Source organism: Burkholderia sp. BCC0506 (assembly GCF_902833145.1).
Classification (GTDB): Bacteria; Pseudomonadota; Gammaproteobacteria; order Burkholderiales; family Burkholderiaceae; genus Burkholderia.
In genome coordinates this window covers 14,947-36,966 of record NZ_CADFEN010000014.1, presented here as the reverse complement: position 1 = coordinate 36,966, position 22,020 = coordinate 14,947, and the positions used below count along the sequence as shown (strand labels likewise).

General features: G+C 64.1%; 15 protein-coding genes, 1 tRNA gene and 1 pseudogene. 4 read left to right on the top strand and 13 right to left on the bottom strand.

Annotation, left to right across the window (positions count from 1 at the left end; all coding sequences use genetic code 11):
- Positions 1 to 34: 34 nt before the first annotated feature.
- The 10 genes and pseudogenes from HWX62_RS27585 to HWX62_RS27540 form a co-directional block, all read right to left on the bottom strand.
- Entirely contained in the window at positions 35 to 691 is a 657-nt protein-coding gene (locus HWX62_RS27585; RefSeq protein WP_175932700.1) for a TerD family protein, read from the bottom strand.
- 88 nt (positions 692 to 779) lie between these two features.
- On the bottom strand, positions 780 to 1,796 hold the full coding sequence (locus HWX62_RS27580) for a DUF475 domain-containing protein (protein WP_006482747.1): 1,017 nt from the start codon (positions 1,794 to 1,796) through the stop codon (positions 780 to 782).
- Between the two features lie 43 nt (positions 1,797 to 1,839).
- Positions 1,840 to 2,580 (bottom strand): VWA domain-containing protein, encoded by a 741-nt coding sequence (locus HWX62_RS27575; RefSeq protein WP_175932699.1) that lies wholly within the window; start codon positions 2,578 to 2,580, stop codon positions 1,840 to 1,842.
- A gap of 27 nt (positions 2,581 to 2,607) precedes the next feature.
- Complete coding sequence (locus HWX62_RS27570; protein ID WP_175932698.1) at positions 2,608 to 3,696, bottom strand: toxic anion resistance protein; 1,089 nt, start codon at positions 3,694 to 3,696, stop codon at positions 2,608 to 2,610.
- A gap of 346 nt (positions 3,697 to 4,042) precedes the next feature.
- Positions 4,043 to 5,377: pseudogene (locus HWX62_RS27565) on the bottom strand (virulence factor).
- A 46-nt stretch (positions 5,378 to 5,423) separates the two neighbouring features.
- Positions 5,424 to 5,687, bottom strand: coding sequence for a PAAR domain-containing protein (locus HWX62_RS27560; protein WP_006482760.1), 264 nt, complete (start codon positions 5,685 to 5,687; stop codon positions 5,424 to 5,426).
- A 9-nt stretch (positions 5,688 to 5,696) separates the two neighbouring features.
- Positions 5,697 to 7,052: a hypothetical protein gene (locus HWX62_RS27555; protein ID WP_048984991.1), complete on the bottom strand. Its 1,356-nt coding sequence runs from the start codon at positions 7,050 to 7,052 to the stop codon at positions 5,697 to 5,699.
- 122 nt (positions 7,053 to 7,174) lie between these two features.
- Positions 7,175 to 9,436, bottom strand: a complete 2,262-nt coding sequence (locus HWX62_RS27550) for a hypothetical protein (RefSeq protein WP_175932697.1) — start codon at positions 9,434 to 9,436, stop codon at positions 7,175 to 7,177.
- A 23-nt stretch (positions 9,437 to 9,459) separates the two neighbouring features.
- Entirely contained in the window at positions 9,460 to 12,237 is a 2,778-nt protein-coding gene (locus HWX62_RS27545; protein WP_175932696.1) for a type VI secretion system Vgr family protein, read from the bottom strand.
- A gap of 418 nt (positions 12,238 to 12,655) precedes the next feature.
- A complete protein-coding gene (locus HWX62_RS27540; RefSeq protein ID WP_175932695.1) occupies positions 12,656 to 13,285 on the bottom strand; it encodes a LysE family translocator in 630 nt (209 codons plus the stop codon).
- Between the two features lie 464 nt (positions 13,286 to 13,749).
- On the opposite strand from HWX62_RS27540, the gene HWX62_RS27535 reads away from it, so the two are divergent.
- Positions 13,750 to 13,840 (top strand) — tRNA-Ser (locus tag HWX62_RS27535).
- A gap of 232 nt (positions 13,841 to 14,072) precedes the next feature.
- Here HWX62_RS27535 and HWX62_RS27530 read toward each other — a convergent pair.
- The 3 genes from HWX62_RS27530 to acs form a co-directional block, all read right to left on the bottom strand.
- A complete protein-coding gene (locus HWX62_RS27530) occupies positions 14,073 to 16,088 on the bottom strand; it encodes a sodium:solute symporter family protein (protein WP_175932694.1) in 2,016 nt (671 codons plus the stop codon).
- Positions 16,089 to 16,091: 3 nt separating this feature from the next.
- On the bottom strand, positions 16,092 to 16,436 hold the full coding sequence (locus HWX62_RS27525) for a DUF4212 domain-containing protein (protein ID WP_175932693.1): 345 nt from the start codon (positions 16,434 to 16,436) through the stop codon (positions 16,092 to 16,094).
- An 85-nt stretch (positions 16,437 to 16,521) separates the two neighbouring features.
- Entirely contained in the window at positions 16,522 to 18,504 is a 1,983-nt protein-coding gene (gene acs / locus HWX62_RS27520) for an acetate--CoA ligase (protein ID WP_175932692.1), read from the bottom strand.
- Positions 18,505 to 18,821: 317 nt separating this feature from the next.
- Between acs and HWX62_RS27515 the strand changes: the two genes are divergently transcribed.
- The 3 genes from HWX62_RS27515 to HWX62_RS27505 all read left to right on the top strand — a co-directional run bounded on the left by HWX62_RS27515 (position 18,822) and on the right by HWX62_RS27505 (position 21,996).
- Entirely contained in the window at positions 18,822 to 19,730 is a 909-nt protein-coding gene (locus HWX62_RS27515) for a DMT family transporter (protein WP_175932691.1), read from the top strand.
- Between the two features lie 113 nt (positions 19,731 to 19,843).
- A complete protein-coding gene (locus tag HWX62_RS27510; protein ID WP_034207817.1) occupies positions 19,844 to 20,428 on the top strand; it encodes a TIGR00645 family protein in 585 nt (194 codons plus the stop codon).
- A 44-nt stretch (positions 20,429 to 20,472) separates the two neighbouring features.
- A complete protein-coding gene (locus tag HWX62_RS27505; RefSeq protein WP_006478316.1) occupies positions 20,473 to 21,996 on the top strand; it encodes a fumarate hydratase in 1,524 nt (507 codons plus the stop codon).
- Positions 21,997 to 22,020 lie beyond the last annotated feature (24 nt).

Here is a 22,020-nt window from a genome sequence, read left to right as displayed (position 1 = left end):
CGCGGCGGGGTTCCGCATGCCGGGCTGCCGCCAGTCAGACCGCGCCGCCGTACGCGCGGACGAAATCGCCGAGGCCACGGTTGTAGCCCGCGCCGACCGCCTTGAACATGAAGTGGCCGTCGCGGCGATAGAAGCTGCCGACCTGCACCGACGTCTCCATCGAGAAGTCTTCCTCGAGCGCGTACTTCGCGATCACCGCCCCCGACACCTCGTCGGCGATCTGGATGTAGCTGTGGCGAACCTGCCCGAAATTCTGGCGGCGCGCTTCGGCCTGGTCGATCGTCACGACGATCGAGATTTCCTCGACGTCGGCCGCGAGCTTCGTCATGTCGATGAAGATCACTTCATCGTCGCCGTCGCCGCTGCCCGTGCGGTTGTCGCCGCTGTGCACGACGCCCAGGCACTTCGACGAAGGCATCCCGCGCTTCGGAAAATCGTCGCCCGGCTGATTGAAGGTTTCCTTGCGGTCCATCGTGCGCACTTCGCTGTTGTAGAACACGAAGTGCTGATCCGAGATCAGCTTCGGATTGCTCTGTGCGTCGTACTTGCACAGGAACACCGACACGTCGAGATCGAAATCCGTGCCCGTGTCCGTCGCGTTCGCGTCCCAACCGAGACCGATGCGGAATTTCTGCGTGCCGGGCGCTTCCTTCGACAGATTGACGCGACCGCCTTTCGACAAATTGATCATCTGAACCTCTTCTGCTGGAACCGCCGTTGCGCCGGCGGCGATGCCGGGCCGCACGCGGCGGCCCCTCGTGGATGGGTTTCGACGCGGCTTATTTGCCCGCCACCGCAGCGCGGTCTTCCTTGCGCTGCACGACGATCGACGACCACACGGCCGCGGCGATCATCGCCGCGCCGATCAGGCCCGTGACGACCTCGGGCACCTCGAACTTCACGCCCAGGAACATGATCGTCGCGAGCGCGCCGATCGCCCAGAACGCGCCGTGCTCGAGAAACCGGTACTGCGCGAGCGTGCCCTTCTTCAGCAGCACGAGCGTCATCTCCCGGATGTAGGCCGCGCCGACGCCCAGGCCGAGTGCGATCAGGAAGATGTTGTTCGACAGCGCGAACGCGCCGATCACGCCGTCGAAGCTGAACGACGAATCCAGCACTTCCAGATACATGAAACCCGCGACGCCTTCGCGCACCACGCGCGTGCCCGTGTCCTCGCCGCCGACCAGGTCGCCCACGCCGTGCGCGATCACGAAGCCGATCACGCCGAACGCGCCCGCGAGCAGGAAGCTGACCTGCTCCGTTGCCGGTACGTAGAACGACGCGACGATCACGATCGCGAGCGTCAGCGCCACTTCCAGCGCGGTGATGCGGCCGAGATGGCGCATCGGGCCTTCGAGGAAGCCGATCCAGTGCTCGTCCTTCTCGGTGTCGAGCATGAACTTGAAGAACACCATCAGCAGGAACGCGCCGCCGAACGCCGACACTTCGTGATGCGCGGACGTCAGCACCGCCGCGTACTTGTCCGGCGATTCGATCGCGAGCGTCAGCGCGTCCCACAGCCCGATGTGGCCGATCACCGCGACGATCAGCAGCGGGAACACGAGCCGCATGCCGAATACGGCGACCGGCAGGCCGAACACCATGAAGCGGTTGCGCCACTTCTCCGACCAGTTCTTCAGCACCGATGCGTTGACGACCGCGTTGTCGAGCGACAGCGATATTTCGAGCACGCACAGGACCGCGACGATCAGCATGTCCTTCACGCCGCCGAGGAGATAAGCCGCGATCAGCGCGAGCGCCGTGAGCGACAACGGAATCTTGAAGTCTTTCAACATGATGGGGTAATCGAGTTCAGAAAAAGGGGCAGGCGGGTCGCGCTTACTTCGCGCGCACCCAGTCGCAGAATTCCTGCGTGATCAGGTGTTCGTAGATCTGTTCGTCGCTCAGGTCGAGCGATTCGAGATGCAGGAAGCCGACGTTCGGCATTTCGTCCGCGACTTCCGCGAGGAAGTCGAATTCGCTCGGATCGCCGACGCCGACGAGCGACCAGTACAGCGGGAAGTGCTGCGATTCGGCCAGCAGCTCGCGCACGCGCTTGCGGTCGTTTTTCGGGTTCTGCCCGTCGGTGACGAACAGTACCCACGCGGGCAGATGGCCGTTCACGGGCGCCGAAACCACGGGCGCGGACGTGTCGTCCGCGGCGCCGAACAGCCGGCTCAGGAAGCCGCGCTTTTCTTCGCGCTTCGGCTCCGGCGCACGGAAGAAGAAATCGACGATGTCGTTCATCACCGGCGCGTACTGCGTGCCGCCCCACTTGTCGATCCGCGCGTTGAGCACGTGGTCGGAAATGTACGAGCCGTAGTTGTCCGGCGTCGCGGTCGGCAGGCGGTCGTAGCCTTCGGTGAAGGTCCACGTGTCGACTTCGCCGTTGTCGTCGAACTTCAGTGCAATGCCGAGAATCCGGTCGTGCGTCTCCTGGATCACGCCCGACTGGTACAGCGGCTTCGCGGAGCCCGAAATGTCGAGCGCCGCGCCGACACGTACGACCGGCGGCTTCAGGATCTGACGTTTTTCGAGGACGATCGCGACCTTCGCCGCGCGTTTCTCAAGCGTAATCATGCGGTGATCTCTCAGGTTTCTTGGTTGTCAGTTCTTCGGAGCGAATCGGGTGATCAGGTCCTGTTCGAGCTGGCGCAGACGCGGCGCGTCCTGCTCGCGCTGGCGGCGGCCGTCGGCAATGATCTGCGTGATGTCGTCGAATGCGCCGAACAGCTGCTGCTGCGCGTATTCGAACGTGTCGGTCGAGATCACCGGGCGCTGGCCGAGCTTCGCGACTTCCTGCGCGTTCTGGCGGTTCAGGTCGGCTTGCGCGCGGATCGCCTCGTCGACCGCGTCGTACGTCGCGTTCGCGAGCGCCGCCGCGCGCTTCGTGCCGAGCTGCTCGAGATAGAGCGCGAACGCGTTGGTCCACGCGGGGATCAGCACCGTCTTGATCGTCATGAACTTCGACGTCAGCGTGCGCTTCTGGTCCTGCTCCATCCGGATCTGCGGCGCGAGCTGCTTCGACATCAGCATCGCGCGGTCGAGATCGTCGAGCTTGCTTTCCAGTGCGTCGACCTTGCGCTTCACGTCGAGCAGGCGCTGCGCCGCGAACGCATCGTCCGCCGGCTGCTGGCCGGCCGCGAGATGCGCGCGCAGCGTCGCGAGCGCCGTTTCGCCGTGCGCCTTCGACTGCGCGAGCGCCTGGTGCAATGCGTAGTTGTCGTTGTACATGCGCTCGAGCTCGTCGATGCCGGCCTTCTGGCGCTGCGCATGGTTTTCGAGCTCGACGACGAGCGTGTCCATCCGCTTGCTCACCGACTCGTATTGCGACAGCAGCTTCTCCTTGGTCGAGCGGAACAGCCGCGTGACCTGCGTGAGCAGCCCGCCCTTGTCGGCGCCGCGCGGGTCGAGCCCCTTCGCGGTCGCGATCAGCTCGTTGAGCTTGTCGCCGAACTGGTCGGCGTCCGATGCGCGGACGCTCGCGAGAATCTGCTGGGAAAAGGCGGCGATCCGCGCACCCTGCGTCGCGCCGAGCTGGTCGATCTCGTCGACGGTGATCAGGCGCTCCGTCGGCTGCGCGGCCGGCGCGGCGGCGTTGGCGACGGCGGCTGGCACGGCGACGGGTGACGAAGACGGGGTGGAAGGACGAGCGCTGACCGCATCGGATTTGTTGTCGTCGAATAGCGGCTTCATGTGGCTACCACGTTTCCTTTTCTGCTTTTTGCTACGTGTGTTGTCGTGCGCGCAACGCGCGCTTCCGCGATTGCCGCCGTGCTCTCTCACGGGCGGCAGACGGACAATAAATGGCGACGGTGCGGCGCGTCAAGCCAGGCAAGTCTTTCAATTTCCATACGCTTTGTAATATATACGACGGCCATCTCGATACTGCTTCCGGCAATGTAAGGACATATGCGTTGATGGAGCATGAATCCGGAATTCTCCGCACACGCCGACGGAGAGAAATGGAAAGTATTTTGAAAGAATTGGCCTGTCGCTATTCCGCTGATTGTTACAGATTGCTTAACGCGGGCGTCGCGCCCTAGTCCGAGTAGCCTTGCGACGCCGGGCCCGCGTCGTGACGGCGGCCCCACCACGGCAAGTACGCGTTGTTCTCCCCGCGTGCGCGGAACCAGTCCTTGCCGGGATCGATCGGCGTGAGCTTCGACGGTGCGACCACCACCACGGCCGTCGGATGTTCGGTGTCCGTCGTGCCCGCCACAAGCACGTTGCCGCCGAGATGATTTGCGCGGCCGATCGCGAGCGCCACATCGGTCAGCGCCGCGCCGGCCCCCATGTCACCGAGCAGTGCCGACGTGTTGAAGGTCCCGCCGCGGAGGTCGCTTTCGGGCACGGCTGCCGCGAGCCCCTGCGAAAGCGACGCAGCCCTTGCCGACGCGGCCGCGCTGCCCTTGCCCGTATCGTGGATAACGTAGTTCAGCGACGAGACCGCGACGCCCGCATTGGCTGCGGCTGCATCGATCGTCGACTTCCATGCCGGCACCGCACGGCCCTCGCCTTGCTTCGCGTCGAAATCCTGAACGCTGCCTTGCGCCGCCTTGCCGATCCAGGCCAGCGGTTCGCGCTCGGTCGTCAGATCCGGGCCGGCGAGGAACAACACCACCATGTTCTCGTTGATCTGTTCGTCCTGCGGCGGAAAGCTTGGCGCGTCCCAGTTCATCACCCACACGCTTTTGTCGGGATGCGCGGCCAGGTAGTCCAGCGCGGCGTTCAACGACGTGAAGCCGGCACTCCCCTGCCCCGATGTCACGTGCACATCCGGCGGTGTGTCGTGGCTCCACAGATCTTTTGCCGATGAATTTCCGATCTCGAACGTGCTGATTATTTGATCACGCAAATATGCCTTTGCCTTGATGGGATCAAGACGACCAGAAATTGCCAGTTCAACATGCACGCCAGCCAGCTCACGCCATCTACTTCTGTCACCAGGTTTCACGGTATAGAAATAGTTGGAATCGGTAAAATATCTAGTACGAAACAATACGAGCAACTCGTCGATATATTTCTCGTAAAATCCACCAAATGATTCACGTCCAGAGCTGCCATCCGCGATGATTGAGATCGCTTGAACGGTAGAGTACTTTTTAGGGTTGGCGCGCACCATATCGTCATTCTTGTTCGCAGGAGCCAAGCCCAACGTCCACAGCAATTGCCACTCGGTCGGCTAGTCACGACGCTGCAGCGGATTGAGCCATTCAAGTCCGACAACTTGGGCAACAAACGGCGCGACAGAAGCACCTTCGACGGATTGCGTCAATGCGGCGCGCGTCTCAGCCCGCAATGGCGGGCTCGACAAGAGTGTCGCCATCACGATCGAGACGCACCCGATACGTCTGGCAAGAGTGAAGCAGTGCATGAATACCCCGATCGAACCGGCCAACTTCGAGCGCCGGTCCGGCAATTCATTCCCGCCCGGACGACGCCAGACTCGAAATCAGCGTCGCACCGCACGACGTCTTGTGTCCATCGAATGCAGCCGGTTTCCCGTCGACGATGACCTGCGGATCGCCTTCGGCGATAAAGCAGGCCTGATGGCCCGCGATCGGACAGATGCACGTATCGCCGAGCCGGGCGACCGGCCGCCCCATCACTTCGCTGACCGCGCTGCCGGTCACGACCTGACCGCCGTGGCTCGTTGCGTCGCCGACTCGAATGATTCCGCGCATGCGTGCTCCTTACTCCGAATAGCCTTGCGACGCAGGGCGCGCGTCGTGACGGCGCCCCCACCACGGCAAGTACGCGTTGTTCTCACCGCGTGCGCGGAACCAGTCCTTGCCGGCGTCGATCGGCGTCAGCTTCGACGGCGCGACGACGACGACTGCCGTCGGATGCTCGGGGTCCGTCGTTCCGGCTACGAGCACATTTCCACCGAGGTGATTCGCTCGGCCGATCGCCAGCGCCACATCGGTCAGCGCCGCGCCGGCGCCCATGTCACCGAGCAGTGCCGACGTATTGAAGGTCTGCGTACGGAAATCGTATTCCGGCAGTACTTCCGTCAGCGTCTGCGACAGCGATGCAATTCTTGTCGATGCAGCATCGCTGCCCTTGCCCGCGTCGTGCACGATGTAATTCAATGACGACACCGGCACGCCTGCATTAGTCGCCGCCGTATCGATCGTCGACTTCCATGCCTGCACCGCGCGACTCGCGCCTTGCTTTGCGTCGAAATCCTTGACGTTGCTTCGAGCGGCTTTACCGATCCACGCCAGCGGCTCGCGCTCGGTCTTCAGATCCGGGCCGGCAAGGAACAGCACCACCATGTTCTCGTTGATCTGTTCGTCGTTCGGCGGAAAGCTCGGTGCATCCCAGTTCATTACCCACGCACTTTTGTCGGGATGGGCGGCCAGATAGTCGAGTGCCGCGTTCAGCGACGTGAAGCCGGCATTCCCCTGCCCCGATGTCACGTGCACATCCGGCGGTGTGTCGTGGCTCCATAAATTTTTGGCGGACGGATTTCCTATTTCGAAGAAGTTAACAATCTGATCTCGCAAATGTGCCGACGCCAGCCCAGGATCGAGTCGGCCCGAGGGGATGGCGAGCTCGATATGCATGCCAGCCAATTCCCGCCACTTCTTCTGACTATCCGCGCTAACCGTGTAAAAATAGTCCTCATTCGTAAAATATCGCGTCCTAAAAAGGATCAGCAATTCATTGACATACTTTTTATAGAATCCGGAAAATGATTCACGCCCCCGGCGACCATCGGCCACGATAGCAATCGGTTGCAAGGTTGAATATTTTTTAGGATTAACCCGAACCATATCATCGTTGACATTCGGCTTTACCAGGCCGAGCGTCCATAATGTCTGCCACTCGGTGCTGTAATCCTTGCGCTGCAGCGGGTTCATCCAGCCAAGCCCGACGACCTGAGCAACGAATGGTCTGGACGCCCCAACTCCGGTGGCCGGAGCCGCCTTCTCGTTCAATGAGGCCGCAACTGCTCGCGGCCCCGCCATCACAGTTGCAAATGCAAATACCATGATTGCCACAAGCCCTGGAACCAGGACTAACCGCTTCATCAGAGTTCCCATGCTCAACAGCGCTCCTGTCGCCTCATCAGACGAAACCAATATTAAAACTGATACACCCAACGCAAGAAGCAATGCACCGCCGGCGACTCCAAATCGACGCGGCCACGTAGCAATGGCCGATCTCATAAAATGCCTCCAAGCTTCATGAAAAATCCACCATCTCGCTCGTCGTGTATCTTGGAAGGCATTTTTGCATGAGCATCCTTGACCACCCAATCCTGCAAAAATGATTTATCGCACTTTCCAGTCAAAATGTATTCCGCGATCTTACCATTCTGACCCTCATCACCCAGACTATTGGCAAATCGCCAATCAGCCTGAATCCTGAGGTCCTGCCAATCCATCTCTGTCAGATAGCACAGCCCAATTGCCACATCGTAAGCCAATGCCTTTTCAGCATGATCCTTGTTGGTCATGATGGTCGAATGGTTAGTGGGGTTATTCTTGTCCCCGCCGTTCAGAATCTGGAATATCTCGTTGTTCCGCCATTCGGTATAGTCAGCACTCGCTGACGCCGGATTATCCTCCCCGACCACATTTCCGTTCTTGTCGACCCAGCGGCGATTTCCGGATCTCCGCGCTTCCATCCGGAGAATGGAATGATCCTCGTATCGCTGCGCAGCCTCGGACGCCGCGTCCCCCTGCGCCTTCAGCGCATCGCCCTCGGTCTTGAATTTTTCCGACTTCGCGTCGAAGTTGTCGTATGGATCGTCATCACGCTTGTTCTCCTTGTTGGCGTCACGCCCAGCCGACGGCGGATCGTAACCCTCGTTGAAGCGTCCTTCCTCGATCGGTTTCCCTTGCGCATCGCGAGCGCCCGACGGTTTGCCATAGCGCAACGCCTGCGGGAGGAAGCGAGTCTCCTTGTCGAGCATCGGTGCCGTAATCGGGATTTCCCAGTCTTTGGGCGGATCGGCATTGACCGCCATGTTCGTCAAATTGAATAGATAGAGCGCCGGGCTTGTTACAAGGGTGATGAATTTCGCGATCCACCCTTCATTGGAATGCATGCCTCGTCCAAGACCATAGCGCGCCGGTGGTGATGGCGGATACCAGAAACCTTCCTTCTGGTTCTTGTCCTTGCGCCAGTCATCCTGCCAGTACCGATAGAGCTTGCTCTCTCCGCCCACCTCGAAATTCGACGCGAACACGCGTTGCGAAAAAACGCCCCACGCGTTCGTCGCACTGATTTCATCGATACTCATCCCGCGCCAGCCGATCCCCTGAACGGTCAGGGCGGAAATGACCTGATCGTGCGGACAGCAGTACAGCGTCACTCTTCCATAGGTGTTTTTCTGGTACAGCCCATGCGCCTCCCGGTCCTTGGCCGCGCTATACGGTTTGCCTCCATCCTTCGACGGTCTCGCGCTTTCCATCGCGCGATCGAGATCCTCCGCAGGCATCTCGAGCTCGGCCCGGGCACGCAGGATATCGAAGTACGCCCTCAACGTCTCCTTGCGCGCGACATAGGTCTCGCGCCCCACGTGACCGTTCTTGTCGCGCACTCCGCGCTGGGCCCATGAGTCGGTCATGTTGGCCTCGACGAGACTGTACGGAGGATTGGCGAGCACATAAGTGTCGGCGACGCAGCGCCCTTTCTTGCCCCACTGATCCGTCACCTCGGGCAACCGGTCGCCGAGGAATGCGGCGGCAAGGCCGATCATGTTTCCCTGGCTGTGGCACACGATCGTGATCGGCGCGTCGGCCTGTCGTTTGCGGATCGACTCGACCAGGCGTGCCAGCCGCAGCGCGCCAAGTACGCCGTAAGTGCGCGGCGGCGTGGAGTAGATTTTTCGATTGCCGATGCTGTTCATGTGCTGAACGGTCAGCCACAGAAAGAGCCGATCGTTCAATCCGTCGTTCCACAGATCCGGCAGACTCGAACACCCGCCCGCGAACGGGCCACCGCCCCAGTAATTCTTCTCGTTGAGCATGATCTTGTCGCCATACTCCTTCAGCTCCTGCGCATTCGCGGCATAGCCCCACCGAAAGTGGATGACGGGCGAAAACGACGGATCGGGCTTGATGTACGTCTTCGACGACATTTCCGGATTCAGGAAGCCGTCCGGCGTCAGGCTTTCGATATAGCTGACCGGCGTCATCTGCCCGGCCACCGGCCCCCAATGGAACAGCTGATCGTCATAACGCCCCATCCGCCGGTTCAACCCGGCACACAGCCCCTTCTCGGCCTCCTGGAACCATTCCCCTTCCGAATTCACCCCGTGCACGAAAATGACGACGCCCGGCAGCGGCATCTGCATCACGCACTCGAGGTCGTTGCGGTTGAACAGCGTCGTCCCCAGCCCACCACCCACCGGAGTCTGCGACGGGTCGTCCGTCGACGGTTGCCCGCCCGGGTTCTGCGCAAAGTTGTAGTTGAACATGTTGTTTTTCTTGAAGACTCGGCTCAGGTTCTCGACTTGAAGAAGCGAACCGCCAATTGTTCGAACTGGTCGCTGCTGACCGGCGCCAGCTTGCCTTGCGCGTCGGTCTTCCCCTTGATCAATTCGCCCGACGCCTTTCGCACCTCGGCTTCCATGCCCTCGACCGGCTGCCCGTCCGTGGCCCGGACCAGCTTCGGCACCCGCCCCAGCGAGCCTTGGTCGAACTTCGGAAAGTCGGCGCTCATGCTCGCCGGCCCGGCCCACGTATGCGACGCCGACTTGACGGTGAAACTCCCCGGACACCCGAGCTCGATATCGCCGCCCTGCAGCTTCAGGTACGCGCCGCCCGACGTCACGAACACGACCTGCTCGCTGGCCATGCCCGCGAGCTTGCCGCCACCCGCCGTCATCTGGATGTTCTTCGCCGAATCGATCTGCGTGTCGTCGTTCTGGCTCTGCAGCGCCACTTTCCCCTGGTTGGCGATGGCCGACACGCCCTCGCTGTGCGCGAACATCGCCACGCCATGCCCGGCCTGCAGGTTGATCCGCTGCCCGCTCGTGTACTGCAGGTGGTTCTGCGCGACGACATCGACGTTGCCGCCTGCATGGGTCGTCACGGTCTTCGGCGTCGCCATGCTGATGCCGGCCGGCGCGGTGATACCGATCGCGGCCATCGACGCGCCTGACGATTCACCGCCGCCGGACGCGTCGCCATTCGGCCAGCCTTTCACCGTGGTCACGAGTGCATCGTGCGGCTGCGTATCCAGCGCCACGCCCTGGTGCTGGCCCGCATAGTCGCCAAGGCTCTTGAACAGCTCGACGCATTCCTGCATCAGGTGCAGATACTCGTCCCGCGCGAGATGCCCGTCACTCGCGCGCAGGCGCTCCCAAGCCGAAATCAGCATCGCCTTGCCGCTGCGAATCGCCACGTGCGCATCGCTGCGCAATTCGGCGCCCTCGCCGCGCGCCGCGCCCTGCCCGTTGTCGCGCGGCTGCGTCAGATAGCCGAGATTCAGCTGACTGTACGCATGCTCGCTCGCCAGTTGGCTGCTGATCTGCCCGGGCGTATCGTCGAAGCGGATCTGGTTGTACCGCTGCCCCTTGATTTCCTTCGTCTTCGTGCCGGAAAGATAGCGGTTGCCCGGCAGCGCGCCGGTATGGCTGAAGGTCGCCGGCATGTTCGGCCCGTTGGCCAGCACGCCCATCACGACGAGCCGGTCCGGATCGCCGCCGATATGGCCGATCAGCACTTCCATGCCGACGCGCGGCAACGTATTCGCGCCGAAGCCGGGCCCGGCGAGCGCGCAGGCAACGCGCACCGGCGCGCTGTCGGACGGTGTGCCGCTCGTGCCGGCGCCCTGTGCGTGCGCATGATCGTCCGGGCTCAGCCCCTGGATCCGCACGCGGATACGGCCCATTTCATCGCAGAACACCTCCTCGCCCTCCGGCCCGACGACGACGGCCGTCATCGGATGCACGGGCGGCAGGTCGACGTGGGGATCGTAGGCCGGCGTCAGCGGCACGCCGCGCCGCACGCACGAGAACGTATTCTCGTAGCGCCTATCGCCTTCGTCGCCCGACGTGCCGTTCACGTCGGACGGCACCGCGTTGAACAGCACGCGGCTTGCCGCGAACAGCGATTGCGCGCGCTCGTTGAGTTCCTTCGGCAGGTTGTTCCGCACGCAATGATGAAGCGACGTGACGACAAACTGCCGCTGTTCGGCCGGCATCGTGTCGAGCTGCGGATGCTCCGCGAGCGCAAACCAGTGGCCGACGGCCAAATCGCGCACATTGCTCACGCCGTCGACCGATTCGGCACGCAGTTCATGCGCCAGCATCCGGTCCTTGCCGATCCGGTCGAGATCGGACGACGAATCCCCGGCGTGCGGGATATCGATGACGACGTCGGCCAGCAAATGCCCGAGGTCGTTGCCGCCGTCGCCCTGATCGACGATCGTCGCCTGCTCGGTTTGCGACATCCGGCCGCTCTTGTAGTCCCACGTCGGCCGAATGATCTTGCCCGGGATCAACCGGCGGCTCGTCGCCCACAGCGTGATCGAGTCACGCTCTTCGGTGGCGGCGTCGCGATGGTAGCGGACGGTGCCGGCGGCCGTCTGCGGCAACTTCATCGGGTCGTCGGCAAAGACGAGCGTATGAACGGGCGTGTCGTGCACATTGCCGCTCGCCCGCTCGCCGGCCTTGCCCGCCTTGACGAATACGGTCGCTCCCTCCCGTCGCAACAGCCGCCGGATGAAGTGCGCATCCGACTCGTTGACCTGCCGCGTGAGTTCACGCGCGGGGTAACGCTCGGCTTGCAGACCGGACAGGTCGAACTCGAATGCGCCCGCGAGCGCCGAACTGCGCTGGCGCCATTCCTGAAGCAGTACACCCAGGATGTCGGGCAGGCTCTTGGACCGAAACAACCGCGAATTGGTGCGCCGCTCCATCACGGACAGCACGTCGCGAATCGTCAATTGGTAGCAGGTGAGTGAACCGTCCGATTGTCCGGCGCGAACGTCGGTGACGATGCCGTTGATGGTATGGAGACGCCCGCGATCGGTCGTCATCTCGACGGAGACCGGCAGCCCGATGAAGCTGCGGATCGGCAGATCGGCCCGTGCCGACACGCAGGTCAGATGCCCTTCGATGCCCGTCATCAATCCTTCGCGGATATCGGCATACTGGAGCGCGAGCACCTGCTCGAGCGTTTTCTGGGCGGGCCCCCAGTTCATGCGAACCGGCCGATTGTTCTGATCGACCACCCCCGACGCAAACGTGCGTAGTAATTCGGCTGTATTCACAGCGTGACTCTCAGGATTTTTGTTTGACTTCGTTATTCGGCGGGCAATCACACCCGCTGTCCGCCCTGGGAGTGCCGCCCGTCTGGTTTTCGGCGAGCATAGCAAATTTGTCAGGTTGGCGACGGATTTTTGACAGGATTTAGAATCCTTTTTGTCAGGCGCGCAACCGGAGTCGACCGTTCACATTCTTTCGAAGTCGGCCGATCCCGTCCCGCGCCCCTCGAGCGTCGTCCCGGTGTCGTTCCCGCACGCGCTGCATTCCCGATACGGGCAGGACGAACTACACCGCCAAGTCACGAATCGTGAAGCCCGTCGTCCGTCGATACCGGCGAACGTCGCGCTGAAATGCCGATCCTCGGCCGACGTCATCTCGTCCGGATGGCACGACGCTACGTCGCTTCCCCGCTGCGCCACCGCGTCAATGCACGGCCTTGCGATACAGCGCCACGTATCCCGCGAGCATCAGCAGCAACGACCCGCTGACCCGGTTCAGCCACTTCTCCCCCGCAGCCTTCCATACGCGGACCGAATGCACGCCGAGTAGCGCGTAAGCGGTCATCCCGATCGCGTCGATCGCGACGATCGTCGCCGCGAGGATCGCGTACTGCGGCGCGATCGCGTGCGACCGGTCGACGAACTGCGGCAGCAGCGCGGACATGAACAGGTAGTACTTCGGGTTGCTCATCGCGACGAAGAAGCTTTTCAGAAAGGCGCTCCGGCGATCGGGCGTCCCGGGTACGTCTGCCTGCTCGACCGCGGAGCCACCGCTCGACATCAGCATCCGGATGCCGACGTACGCGAGCCACGCCGCACCGAGCAGCTTCAGCGTCACGAACGCCGTTTCCGACGCGTCGAGCAGCACGCCGAGGCCGAATCCGACCAGCGCGACGAGCACGACGTCGGCAGTGACGGCGCCGAGCATGCCGACCATCGCGTGGCGCAGCCCGTATCGCGAACCGTTGCTCATCGCGAGCAACACCGTCGGCCCGGGCGTCGCGACACCGACGGACAGGATCAGCGCAAAAGCGAGCAAGGCGGAGAGCGACATGATGCGGCGTTCCTTCTGAAGCGAACTGTGCGGACGGAGGGCATCGTCGTGATCGGCTCGACCAGCCGCAACCGGTGCGCACGGTTTGTCACGACGAATACGGACTTCGCATGATCGCATGTCGTCCCGACGCCCGCTCGGCGGTTGTGCGCGATCGCCCGTGAAGCGCAGCCAGTTGTCTCGAGCCGCACCGGACGCAGCGTGCAACGCGGGCCACGCGGCTTCATCGTTCCGGGCGACACAGTACGAGCCGGCGCCCGCTATGCAACGGACGTGTTCGGCAAGAAGACGACGTTCCGCGCGCGACCGTGCAAGGTGGCGAACCGCTCGTACCGGTCGTCGATGTCGGCGGACAGCCGACACAAGGCGATCCGCGCTCGGTGTGGCTGTCGGCGACGAATTTCCGACGGGCGCGGAAGGGAGTGGCGGGCTACCGCCAGAGTTTGCTATACTCTCGGTCTTCCGGAGAGATGGATGAGTGGTTTAAGTCGCACGCCTGGAAAGCGTGTATAGGTTAATCGCCTATCGGGGGTTCGAATCCCCCTCTCTCCGCCAGAATTCAAATGCCCGCGGCCAGCGGGCATTTTCGTTTCCGGAGAGAAGCAAGCCGATCGTTCGGCTTGCGCGGGGGATTCGAAGGGATTCGCCTGCAAGCGAATCCGCGGCCCGCGCTTGTGTGGGCGAATCCCCCTCTCTCCGCCAGAATACGTGAAGCCCCCCTGATTTCCCCTATGAATCAGGGGGCTTTTCATTTGGGGCGCCGACACGATGCATCGGTCCCGCTCCCTCACGGATGCCGAATGTAATCCACCAGCGCCCGCGTGTACTCATCCGGCCGCTTGTCGCACAGACTCACCACGATCGCTACCGCGAACCCCGCCGGCACACCGAACACGCCTGAGCTGATCGGCTCGATCCCGAACCACGTGCGCCCGGCGAACCCGGTCAGTTGCGTGAAGAACGGATACGTCGACACGATGTAGTACACACACACCGCCAACCCCGTCACCATCCCGGCGATCGCGCCGCGCGTCGTCGTGCGTTTCCAGAACACGCCCAGCACCAGCACCGGAAAGAAGCTCGACGCCGCCAGCGAAAACGCCGCCCCGACCAGAAACAGAATCTTCCCGGTATTGAGCGACGCGACATACGACGCGAACAGCGCCACCCCGAGCAGCAACACCTTCGAGATCGTCACGCGCCGCTGGCTCGACGCATCGGGCGCGACCATGCAGTAATAGACGTCGTGCGACAGCGCGTTCGCGATCGTCAGCAGCAGCCCGTCCGCGGTCGACAGCGCCGCGGCCAGCGCGCCGGCCGCGATCAACCCCGACACCACGTACGGCAGCCCCGCGATCTCCGGCGCGGCCAGCACGACGATGTCCGGCTGCATCTGGATTTCCGACCAGTGCACGATGCCGTCGCGAATCACCTCGACGACGCTGATCAGGTCGGGTTCGAAGTGATGCCATTGCGTGACCCATGCCGGCAATTCGGCGAACGGCCGCCCGACGAGATTCGCGAGGATCTCGTATTTGATCAGCACCGCCAGCACCGGCACGCTCAGATAGAACAGCGCGATGAAGAACAGCGTCCAGCCGACCGAGCGCCGTGCCGACGCGACCGACGTGGTCGTGTTGTAGCGCGTCAGGATGTGCGGCAGGCTCGCGGTGCCCAGCGACAGGCACAGCAGCAGCGCGAGGAAGTTCCGCTCGCGCGGCTTGCGTTCGTCTTCGCTCGCGGCCGGAAACGGCTCGTGCATCGGCACGGGCGGCTCGGCACGCGCGAGCAGGTCGTCGCGCGCCTGCGTCCACGCCACGCGCGCCGCCGCCGGATCGCGCGGGAAATCGGCCAGCTCGCGCTCGCGCTGGCTGATCTCGCGCAGCGGCCCGTTGTGGCGCCGCAGGTCGGCGAGCTGGTCGACGAGATGCCGGCGCGCATCCGCATACGACGCCGGCAAACGGTCGAGCCGCGTCTGGATCGCCGCGGCCTGCCGGCGGTACGCGTCGCGCACCTGCTGCTCGTCGTGCGCGTCGCGCACCTGCGCCTCGCGCGCCGCGACCCGCTCCATCAGCTTGCCGTAATTGAACTGCGGCACGGGGCCGAGCCCGTTCTTCATCGCGATCAACGACACCGGAATCAGGATCGCGCTGATCAGGATGATGTACTGCGCGACCTGGGTCCACGTGACCGCACGCATTCCGCCGAGAAACGAGCACACGAGAATGCCCGCGAGCCCGCAGAAGATGCCGATCGCGAAATCGACGCCGATGAAGCGCGTCGCGATCAGGCCGATCCCCTGAATCTGGGCGACGAGGTACACGAACGAACACAGGATCGCGGCACCCGCCGCCAGCGCGCGCACGGCCGTGCTCGAAAAACGCGTGCCGAGAAAATCCGGAATCGTGTAGCGCGCGAGCTTGCGCACATACGGCGCGAGCAGAAACGCGACGAGGCAGAATCCGCCCGTCCAGCCCATCACGTACGCGAGCGCGTCGTAACCGGTGGCGTAGAGCGAGCCGGCCAGGCCGATGAACGATGCGGCCGACAGCCAGTCGGCCGCCGTCGCCATCCCGTTGAACGCGGACGGCACGCGCCGCCCGGCCACGTAGTACTCGACGAGATCGGACGTGCGCGACAACAAGCCGATCACCGCATACACGGCGATCGGCACGAACAGGAACACGTAGCCGATCCAGACGCCCGAGCCCGTCGCGCGCTCGATCCGCCACATCAGCAGCACGAAGCCGAGAAACCCGAGCGTGTAGAGCGCGTATGCGCGTATCAGTCGACGCGTCAGCATGAATCAGCGCCCGCCGTTCGCATGGCCGGCGCGTGCCGCATGCTCGTCGTACGCGCGGCGCAGCGTGCGGTCCGCGCGCTGCATCAGCCCGATGTAGACGACGATCAGCACGAGGTAGACGAGAATCGCGCCCTGCGCGCCGACGTAGAACGGCAGGCTGAAGCCGGCAAAGCGGACGCCGGCGAGCGCGGGCCCGAAGAACGGCACGATGAACGACACCGCGAAGCCGATCGCCATCAGCACCGCGATCAGCGCGACGTTGAAGCGCCAGTAGCGTGCATGCGCACGCGCGAGCGGCTCGGGAACGGGCGGTGGCGCAGCAGGCGCCGAACGGGTCGGTACGGTCATGCCGTTATGTAGCAAAAAGCCCCTGCGCGGGCAATCGGGATTGCCGCGCAGGGGCTCGTGCGCATGATGCGCAACCGGCTGGTGCTCAGCGCACTTCGGTGAGCTGTTCGAGGATGGCCGGGTTCTCGAGCGTGGACGTGTCCTGCGTGATCGCCTCGCCCTTCGCGAGCGAGCGCAACAGGCGCCGCATGATCTTGCCCGAGCGCGTCTTCGGCAGGTTGTCGCCGAAGCGGATGTCCTTCGGCTTCGCGATCGGCCCGATCTGCTTGCCGACCCAGTCGCGCAGCGCCTTCGCGAGCGCCGCGGCTTCGTCCCCTTCCGGGCGCGAGCGCTTCAGCACCACGAATGCCACGACCGCCTCGCCCGTCGTATCGTCCGGGCGGCCGACCACCGCCGCCTCGGCCACCAGTTCATGCGACACCAGCGCCGATTCGATCTCCATCGTGCCCAGCCGGTGGCCCGACACGTTCAGCACGTCGTCGATCCGGCCCATGATCGTGAAGTAGCCGGTCTCCTTGTCGCGCACGGTGCCGTCGCCGGCCAGATACAGCGTGCCGCCGAGTTCTTCCGGGTAGTAACTCTTCTTGAAACGCTCCGGGTCGCCCCAGATCGTGCGGATCATCGCGGGCCACGGACGCTTGACGACGAGAATGCCGCCTTGGCCGTTCGGCACGTCCTGGCCCGTCTCGTCGACCACCGCGGCCATGATGCCCGGCAGCGGCAGCGTGCACGAGCCCGGCACGGTCGGCGTCGCGCCCGGCAGCGGCGTGATCATGTGGCCGCCGGTTTCGGTCTGCCACCACGTATCGACGATCGGGCAACGCTCGTGGCCGACGTGCTTGTGGTACCACATCCACGCTTCCGGGTTGATCGGCTCGCCGACCGTACCGATGATGCGCAGGCTCGACAGGTCATAGCTCTTCGGGTGGACCTTGTCGTCGGCTTCGGCTGCCTTGATCAGCGAACGGATCGCGGTCGGCGCCGTATAGAACACGGTGACCTTGTGGTCGCCGATCATCTTCCAGAAGCGCCCGGCGTCCGGATACGTCGGCACGCCCTCGAACACGACCTGCGTGCCGCCGCATGCGAGCGGGCCGTACGTGATGTACGTGTGGCCCGTGACCCAGCCGATGTCGGCCGTGCACCAGAACACGTCGTCGGGTTTCCAGTCGAAGGTCCACTTCATCGTCTGCGCGGCCCACAGCAGATAGCCGCCCGTGCTGTGCTGCACGCCCTTCGGCTTGCCGGTCGAGCCCGACGTATACAGGATGAACAGCGGATGCTCGGCGCCGACCCAGGTCGGCTCGCAGCGATCGGACTCGCCGTCGACGAGCTCGTGCATCCACAGGTCGCGGCCTGCGTGCCAGTCGATCTTGCCGCCGGTGCGGCGATAGACGATCACGCTCTTGAGCGCGTCGCAGCCGCCCATCGCGATCGCCTCGTCGGCGATGCTCTTGAGCGGCAGCGTCTTGCCGCCGCGCGCCTGCTCGTCGGCGGTGATGAGTGCCACGGCACCGACGTCGACGAGCCGCTCGTTCAGCGATTTCGCGGAGAAGCCGCCGAACACGACCGAGTGCGTCGCGCCGATGCGCGCGCAGGCCTGCATCGCGACGATGCCTTCGATCGACATCGGGATATAGATGACGACGCGATCGCCCTTGCCGATCCCGCGTTTCTTCAGCGCATTGGCGAAGCGCGACACGCGTGCGAGGAGATCCGCATAGGTGACGCGGGTGACAGTGCCGTCGTCGGCCTCGAAGATCACCGCGACACGCTCGCCGTTACCGGCTTCGACGTGACGGTCGAGGCAGTTGTACGACGCGTTCAGCTCGCCATCGTCGAACCATTTGTAGAACGGCGCGTGGCGCTCGTCGAGCACCTTCGTGAACGGCTTGTGCCACGTGAGGCCCTCGCGCGCGAGGCGCGCCCAGAAGCCCTCGTAATCCTGCTCGGCCTCGGCAACGAGCGCGCGATAGGCCGGCATGCCGGAAATGGTCGCCGTCTTCTCGAGCGCCGCGGGCGGCGGGAACTGACGGGTTTCGTGAAGAACCGATTCAATCGCAGACATCGACTACCCCTTGGTGAACATGAATCCTCTGCATGGCGGCGCGATCGTGCGCGCCGCGCGTCGTCTTGGCCGGCGCGTGCGCGCCGCTGTCTCCCACCCACCTGCACGCGGCCGCGAAAGCCTGCGCGCGATGCTGCGCCGCACCACATCACGCGAACGTGACTCGCGGCCCGGCGGTTTCCACGATAAGCGCTCCAACTTACCCGTCACTTACGCGGCCTGGCGTTTCGCGCGCGGAGCGCCGCATCGAGCTCGGCTTTACGCTGTTACAACCGCGACCCTACAATCCTAACTGAACTCGCCTTCCGGATTCCAGCTTGAATCGCTACGCCCTCTTCCTCATCCTGTCGATGCTGTTCGTCGGCAGCAACGTCGGTATCGGTAAATCCATCGTTGCATTCGTCCCCGTCGCGATCCTCGCCACGCTGCGCTTCGTGATCGCGATCGCCGTGCTGTGGCCGCTGTTCAGCCCCGTGAAGATGCGCGCGGTCAAGCGCGGCGAATGGCTGAACCTGTTCCTGCAAGCGTTCTTCGGCACCTTCATGTTCACGCTGCTGATGCTCAACGGCGTGCAGCGCACGAGCGCGGTGGCCGCGGGCGTCATCACGAGCACGATTCCGGCGATCGTCGCGCTGTTCGCATGGCTGATCCTGCGTGAAAAACCGAACGGCCGTGCGCTCGTGTCGATCGCGCTCGCGATCGTCGGCGTCGTGACGATCAACCTCGCCAACGGCAGCGCGGCCGGCCACGGCGCGCAGGGCGACGCGTCCGGCTCGCTGGCGGGCAATCTGCTGATCCTCGGCGCGGTGTGCTGCGAATCGATCTACGTGATCCTGTCGCGCCGGCTCACGCAGACGCTCGCGCCGATCGACATCTGCGCGTATACCCACCTGTTCGGCCTGTTCCTGATGCTGCCGCTCGGCGCGACGGCGCTGTGGCACTTCGATTACGCGAGCGTGCCCGCCGGCACGTGGGCGCTCGTCGTCTGGTACGGGCTGTCGGCCAGCATCTTCTCGTTCTGGCTGTGGATGAAGGGCATCCGGCACGTGCCGGGCAGCCTCGCCGGCGTGTTCAGCGCGGTGCTGCCGATCGCCGCGGCCGCGTACGGCATCGCATTCCTCGGCGAGCGCCCGACGCTCGCGCACGGCGTCGCGCTCGCGTGCGTCGTCGCCGGCATCGTGCTCGCGAGCCTGCGCGTGAAACGCGTGCCGGCCGCCGCCTCCTGATCCGTCCCCCGCGTCGGCCGGCGCGTCGCTGCAGCCGCGCCGGCCGACGCGTTACAATAGCGCGCCTTTTCAAGATTACCCCCGATACCTGCGCACCGCGCCCGTACTCCGACATGTCCGCCCCGCATTCGCCCGGCCGTCCCGGCCGTCGCCCGCTTCGCCCGCTTCCCGCGCTGATTTTCATGAGCCGCTGGCTCCAGGTTCCGCTTTACCTCGGCCTGATCGTCGCGCAAGCCGTCTACGTGTTCCTGTTCCTGAAAGAAGTCTGGCACCTGCTGTCGCATGCGACGGGCCTCGACGAAATCAGCGTGATGCTCGCGGTGCTCGGCCTGATCGACGTGGTGATGATCTCGAACCTGCTGATCATGGTGATCGTCGGCGGGTATGAGACGTTCGTGTCGCGGCTCGGCATCGAAGGTCACCCCGACGAGCCCGAATGGCTCGACCACGTGAACGCGGGCGTGCTGAAGGTCAAGCTGTCGATGGCGCTGATCAGCATTTCGTCGATCCACCTGCTGAAGACCTTCATCAACCCCGACCAGCACACGACGCACGCGATCATGTGGCAGGTGATCATCCACGTGTCGTTCCTCGTGTCGGCGCTCGTGATGGCGTGGGTCGACCGCCTGACGACGCACACGCACCCGGCCCATTTCCACGAGACGCATGCGCCCGCGGCGTCCCGACCGGCGGCCTGAACCGTCGGCAACCCCTTCCCCACTGTCCCCACAGAGTCTCAGCCATGACCGTCATCAAACAGGAAGACCTGATCCAGAGCATCGCGGATTCGCTGCAGTACATCAGCTACTATCACCCGCTCGACTACATCCAGGCTCTCGGCCGCGCGTACGAGCTGGAAGAGAGCCCGGCGGCGAAGGACGCGATCGCGCAGATCCTCACGAACAGCCGCATGTGCGCGGAGGGCAAGCGCCCGATCTGTCAGGACACCGGCATCGTCACGATCTTCGTGAAGGTCGGCATGGACGTGCGCTGGGACGGCGCGACGATGGGCCTCACCGACATGATCAACGAAGGCGTGCGCCGCGGTTACACGCACCCGGACAACGTGCTGCGCGCATCGATCGTCAATCCGCCGGAAGGCGCCCGCAAGAACACGAAGGACAACACGCCGGCCGTGATCCACTACGAGATCGTGCCGGGCGACAAGGTCGACGTGCAGGTCGCGGCGAAGGGCGGCGGCTCGGAAAACAAGTCGAAGTTCGTGATGCTGAACCCGTCCGACTCGATCGTCGACTGGGTGCTGAAGACGGTCCCGACGATGGGCGCCGGCTGGTGCCCGCCGGGCATGCTCGGGATCGGCATCGGCGGCACCGCCGAGAAGGCGATGCTGATGGCGAAGGAATCGCTGATGGAGCCGATCGACATCCAGGAAATCATCGCGCGCGGCCCGAAGGACTGGGTCGAGGAACTGCGCGTCGAACTGCACGAGAAGGTCAACGCGCTCGGCATCGGCGCGCAGGGCCTCGGCGGCCTCGCGACCGTGCTCGACGTGAAGATCATGGCTGCACCGACGCACGCGGCCTCGAAGCCGGTCGCGCTGATCCCGAACTGCGCGGCCACGCGCCACGCGCACTTCGTGCTCGACGGCTCGGGCCCGGCCAAGCTCGAAGCGCCGTCGCTCGACGCCTGGCCGAAGGTGCAGTGGGAACCGAACACGGAAACCAGCAAGCGCGTCGACCTGAACACGCTGACGCCGGAAGAAGTCGCGAGCTGGACGCCGGGCCAGACGCTGCTGCTGTCGGGCAAGATGCTCACCGGCCGCGACGCCGCGCACAAGCGCATCGCCGACATGCTCGCGAAGGGCGAGAAGCTGCCGGTCGACTTCACGAACCGCGTGATCTACTACGTCGGCCCGGTCGATCCGGTACGCGACGAAGTGGTCGGCCCGGCCGGCCCGACGACGGCCACGCGCATGGACAAGTTCACCGAGACGATGCTCGCTCAGACGGGTCTGATCTCGATGGTCGGCAAGGCCGAGCGCGGCCCGGTCGCGATCGACGCGATCAAGAAGCACAAGGCGGCCTACCTGATGGCGGTCGGCGGCGCGGCCTACCTCGTGTCGAAGGCGATCCGCGGCGCGAAGGTGCTCGCGTTCGAAGACCTCGGCATGGAAGCGATCTACGAGTTCGACGTGCAGGACATGCCGGTGACGGTGGCCGTCGATTCGTCGGGTACGTCGGTGCACCAGACGGGTCCGAAGGAATGGCAGGCGAAGATCGGCAAGATCCCGGTCGCCACCGCTTAAGCGCGATCGAACGAAAGGCCGGAC

Coding starts and splice junctions, on each gene's coding strand:
- HWX62_RS27525 (WP_175932693.1), bottom strand. CDS start 16,436: ATGACCGTACCGACCCGTTCGGCGCCTGCTGCGCCACCGCCCGTTCCC.
- HWX62_RS27510 (WP_034207817.1), top strand. CDS start 19,844: ATGTCCGCCCCGCATTCGCCCGGCCGTCCCGGCCGTCGCCCGCTTCGC.
- HWX62_RS27560 (WP_006482760.1), bottom strand. CDS start 5,687: ATGCGCGGAATCATTCGAGTCGGCGACGCAACGAGCCACGGCGGTCAG.
- HWX62_RS27505 (WP_006478316.1), top strand. CDS start 20,473: ATGACCGTCATCAAACAGGAAGACCTGATCCAGAGCATCGCGGATTCG.
- HWX62_RS27555 (WP_048984991.1), bottom strand. CDS start 7,052: ATGGGAACTCTGATGAAGCGGTTAGTCCTGGTTCCAGGGCTTGTGGCA.
- HWX62_RS27575 (WP_175932699.1), bottom strand. CDS start 2,580: ATGATTACGCTTGAGAAACGCGCGGCGAAGGTCGCGATCGTCCTCGAA.
- HWX62_RS27540 (WP_175932695.1), bottom strand. CDS start 13,285: ATGTCGCTCTCCGCCTTGCTCGCTTTTGCGCTGATCCTGTCCGTCGGT.
- HWX62_RS27550 (WP_175932697.1), bottom strand. CDS start 9,436: ATGTTCAACTACAACTTTGCGCAGAACCCGGGCGGGCAACCGTCGACG.
- HWX62_RS27570 (WP_175932698.1), bottom strand. CDS start 3,696: ATGAAGCCGCTATTCGACGACAACAAATCCGATGCGGTCAGCGCTCGT.
- HWX62_RS27585 (WP_175932700.1), bottom strand. CDS start 691: ATGATCAATTTGTCGAAAGGCGGTCGCGTCAATCTGTCGAAGGAAGCG.
- HWX62_RS27530 (WP_175932694.1), bottom strand. CDS start 16,088: ATGCTGACGCGTCGACTGATACGCGCATACGCGCTCTACACGCTCGGG.
- acs (WP_175932692.1), bottom strand. CDS start 18,504: ATGTCTGCGATTGAATCGGTTCTTCACGAAACCCGTCAGTTCCCGCCG.
- HWX62_RS27580 (WP_006482747.1), bottom strand. CDS start 1,796: ATGTTGAAAGACTTCAAGATTCCGTTGTCGCTCACGGCGCTCGCGCTG.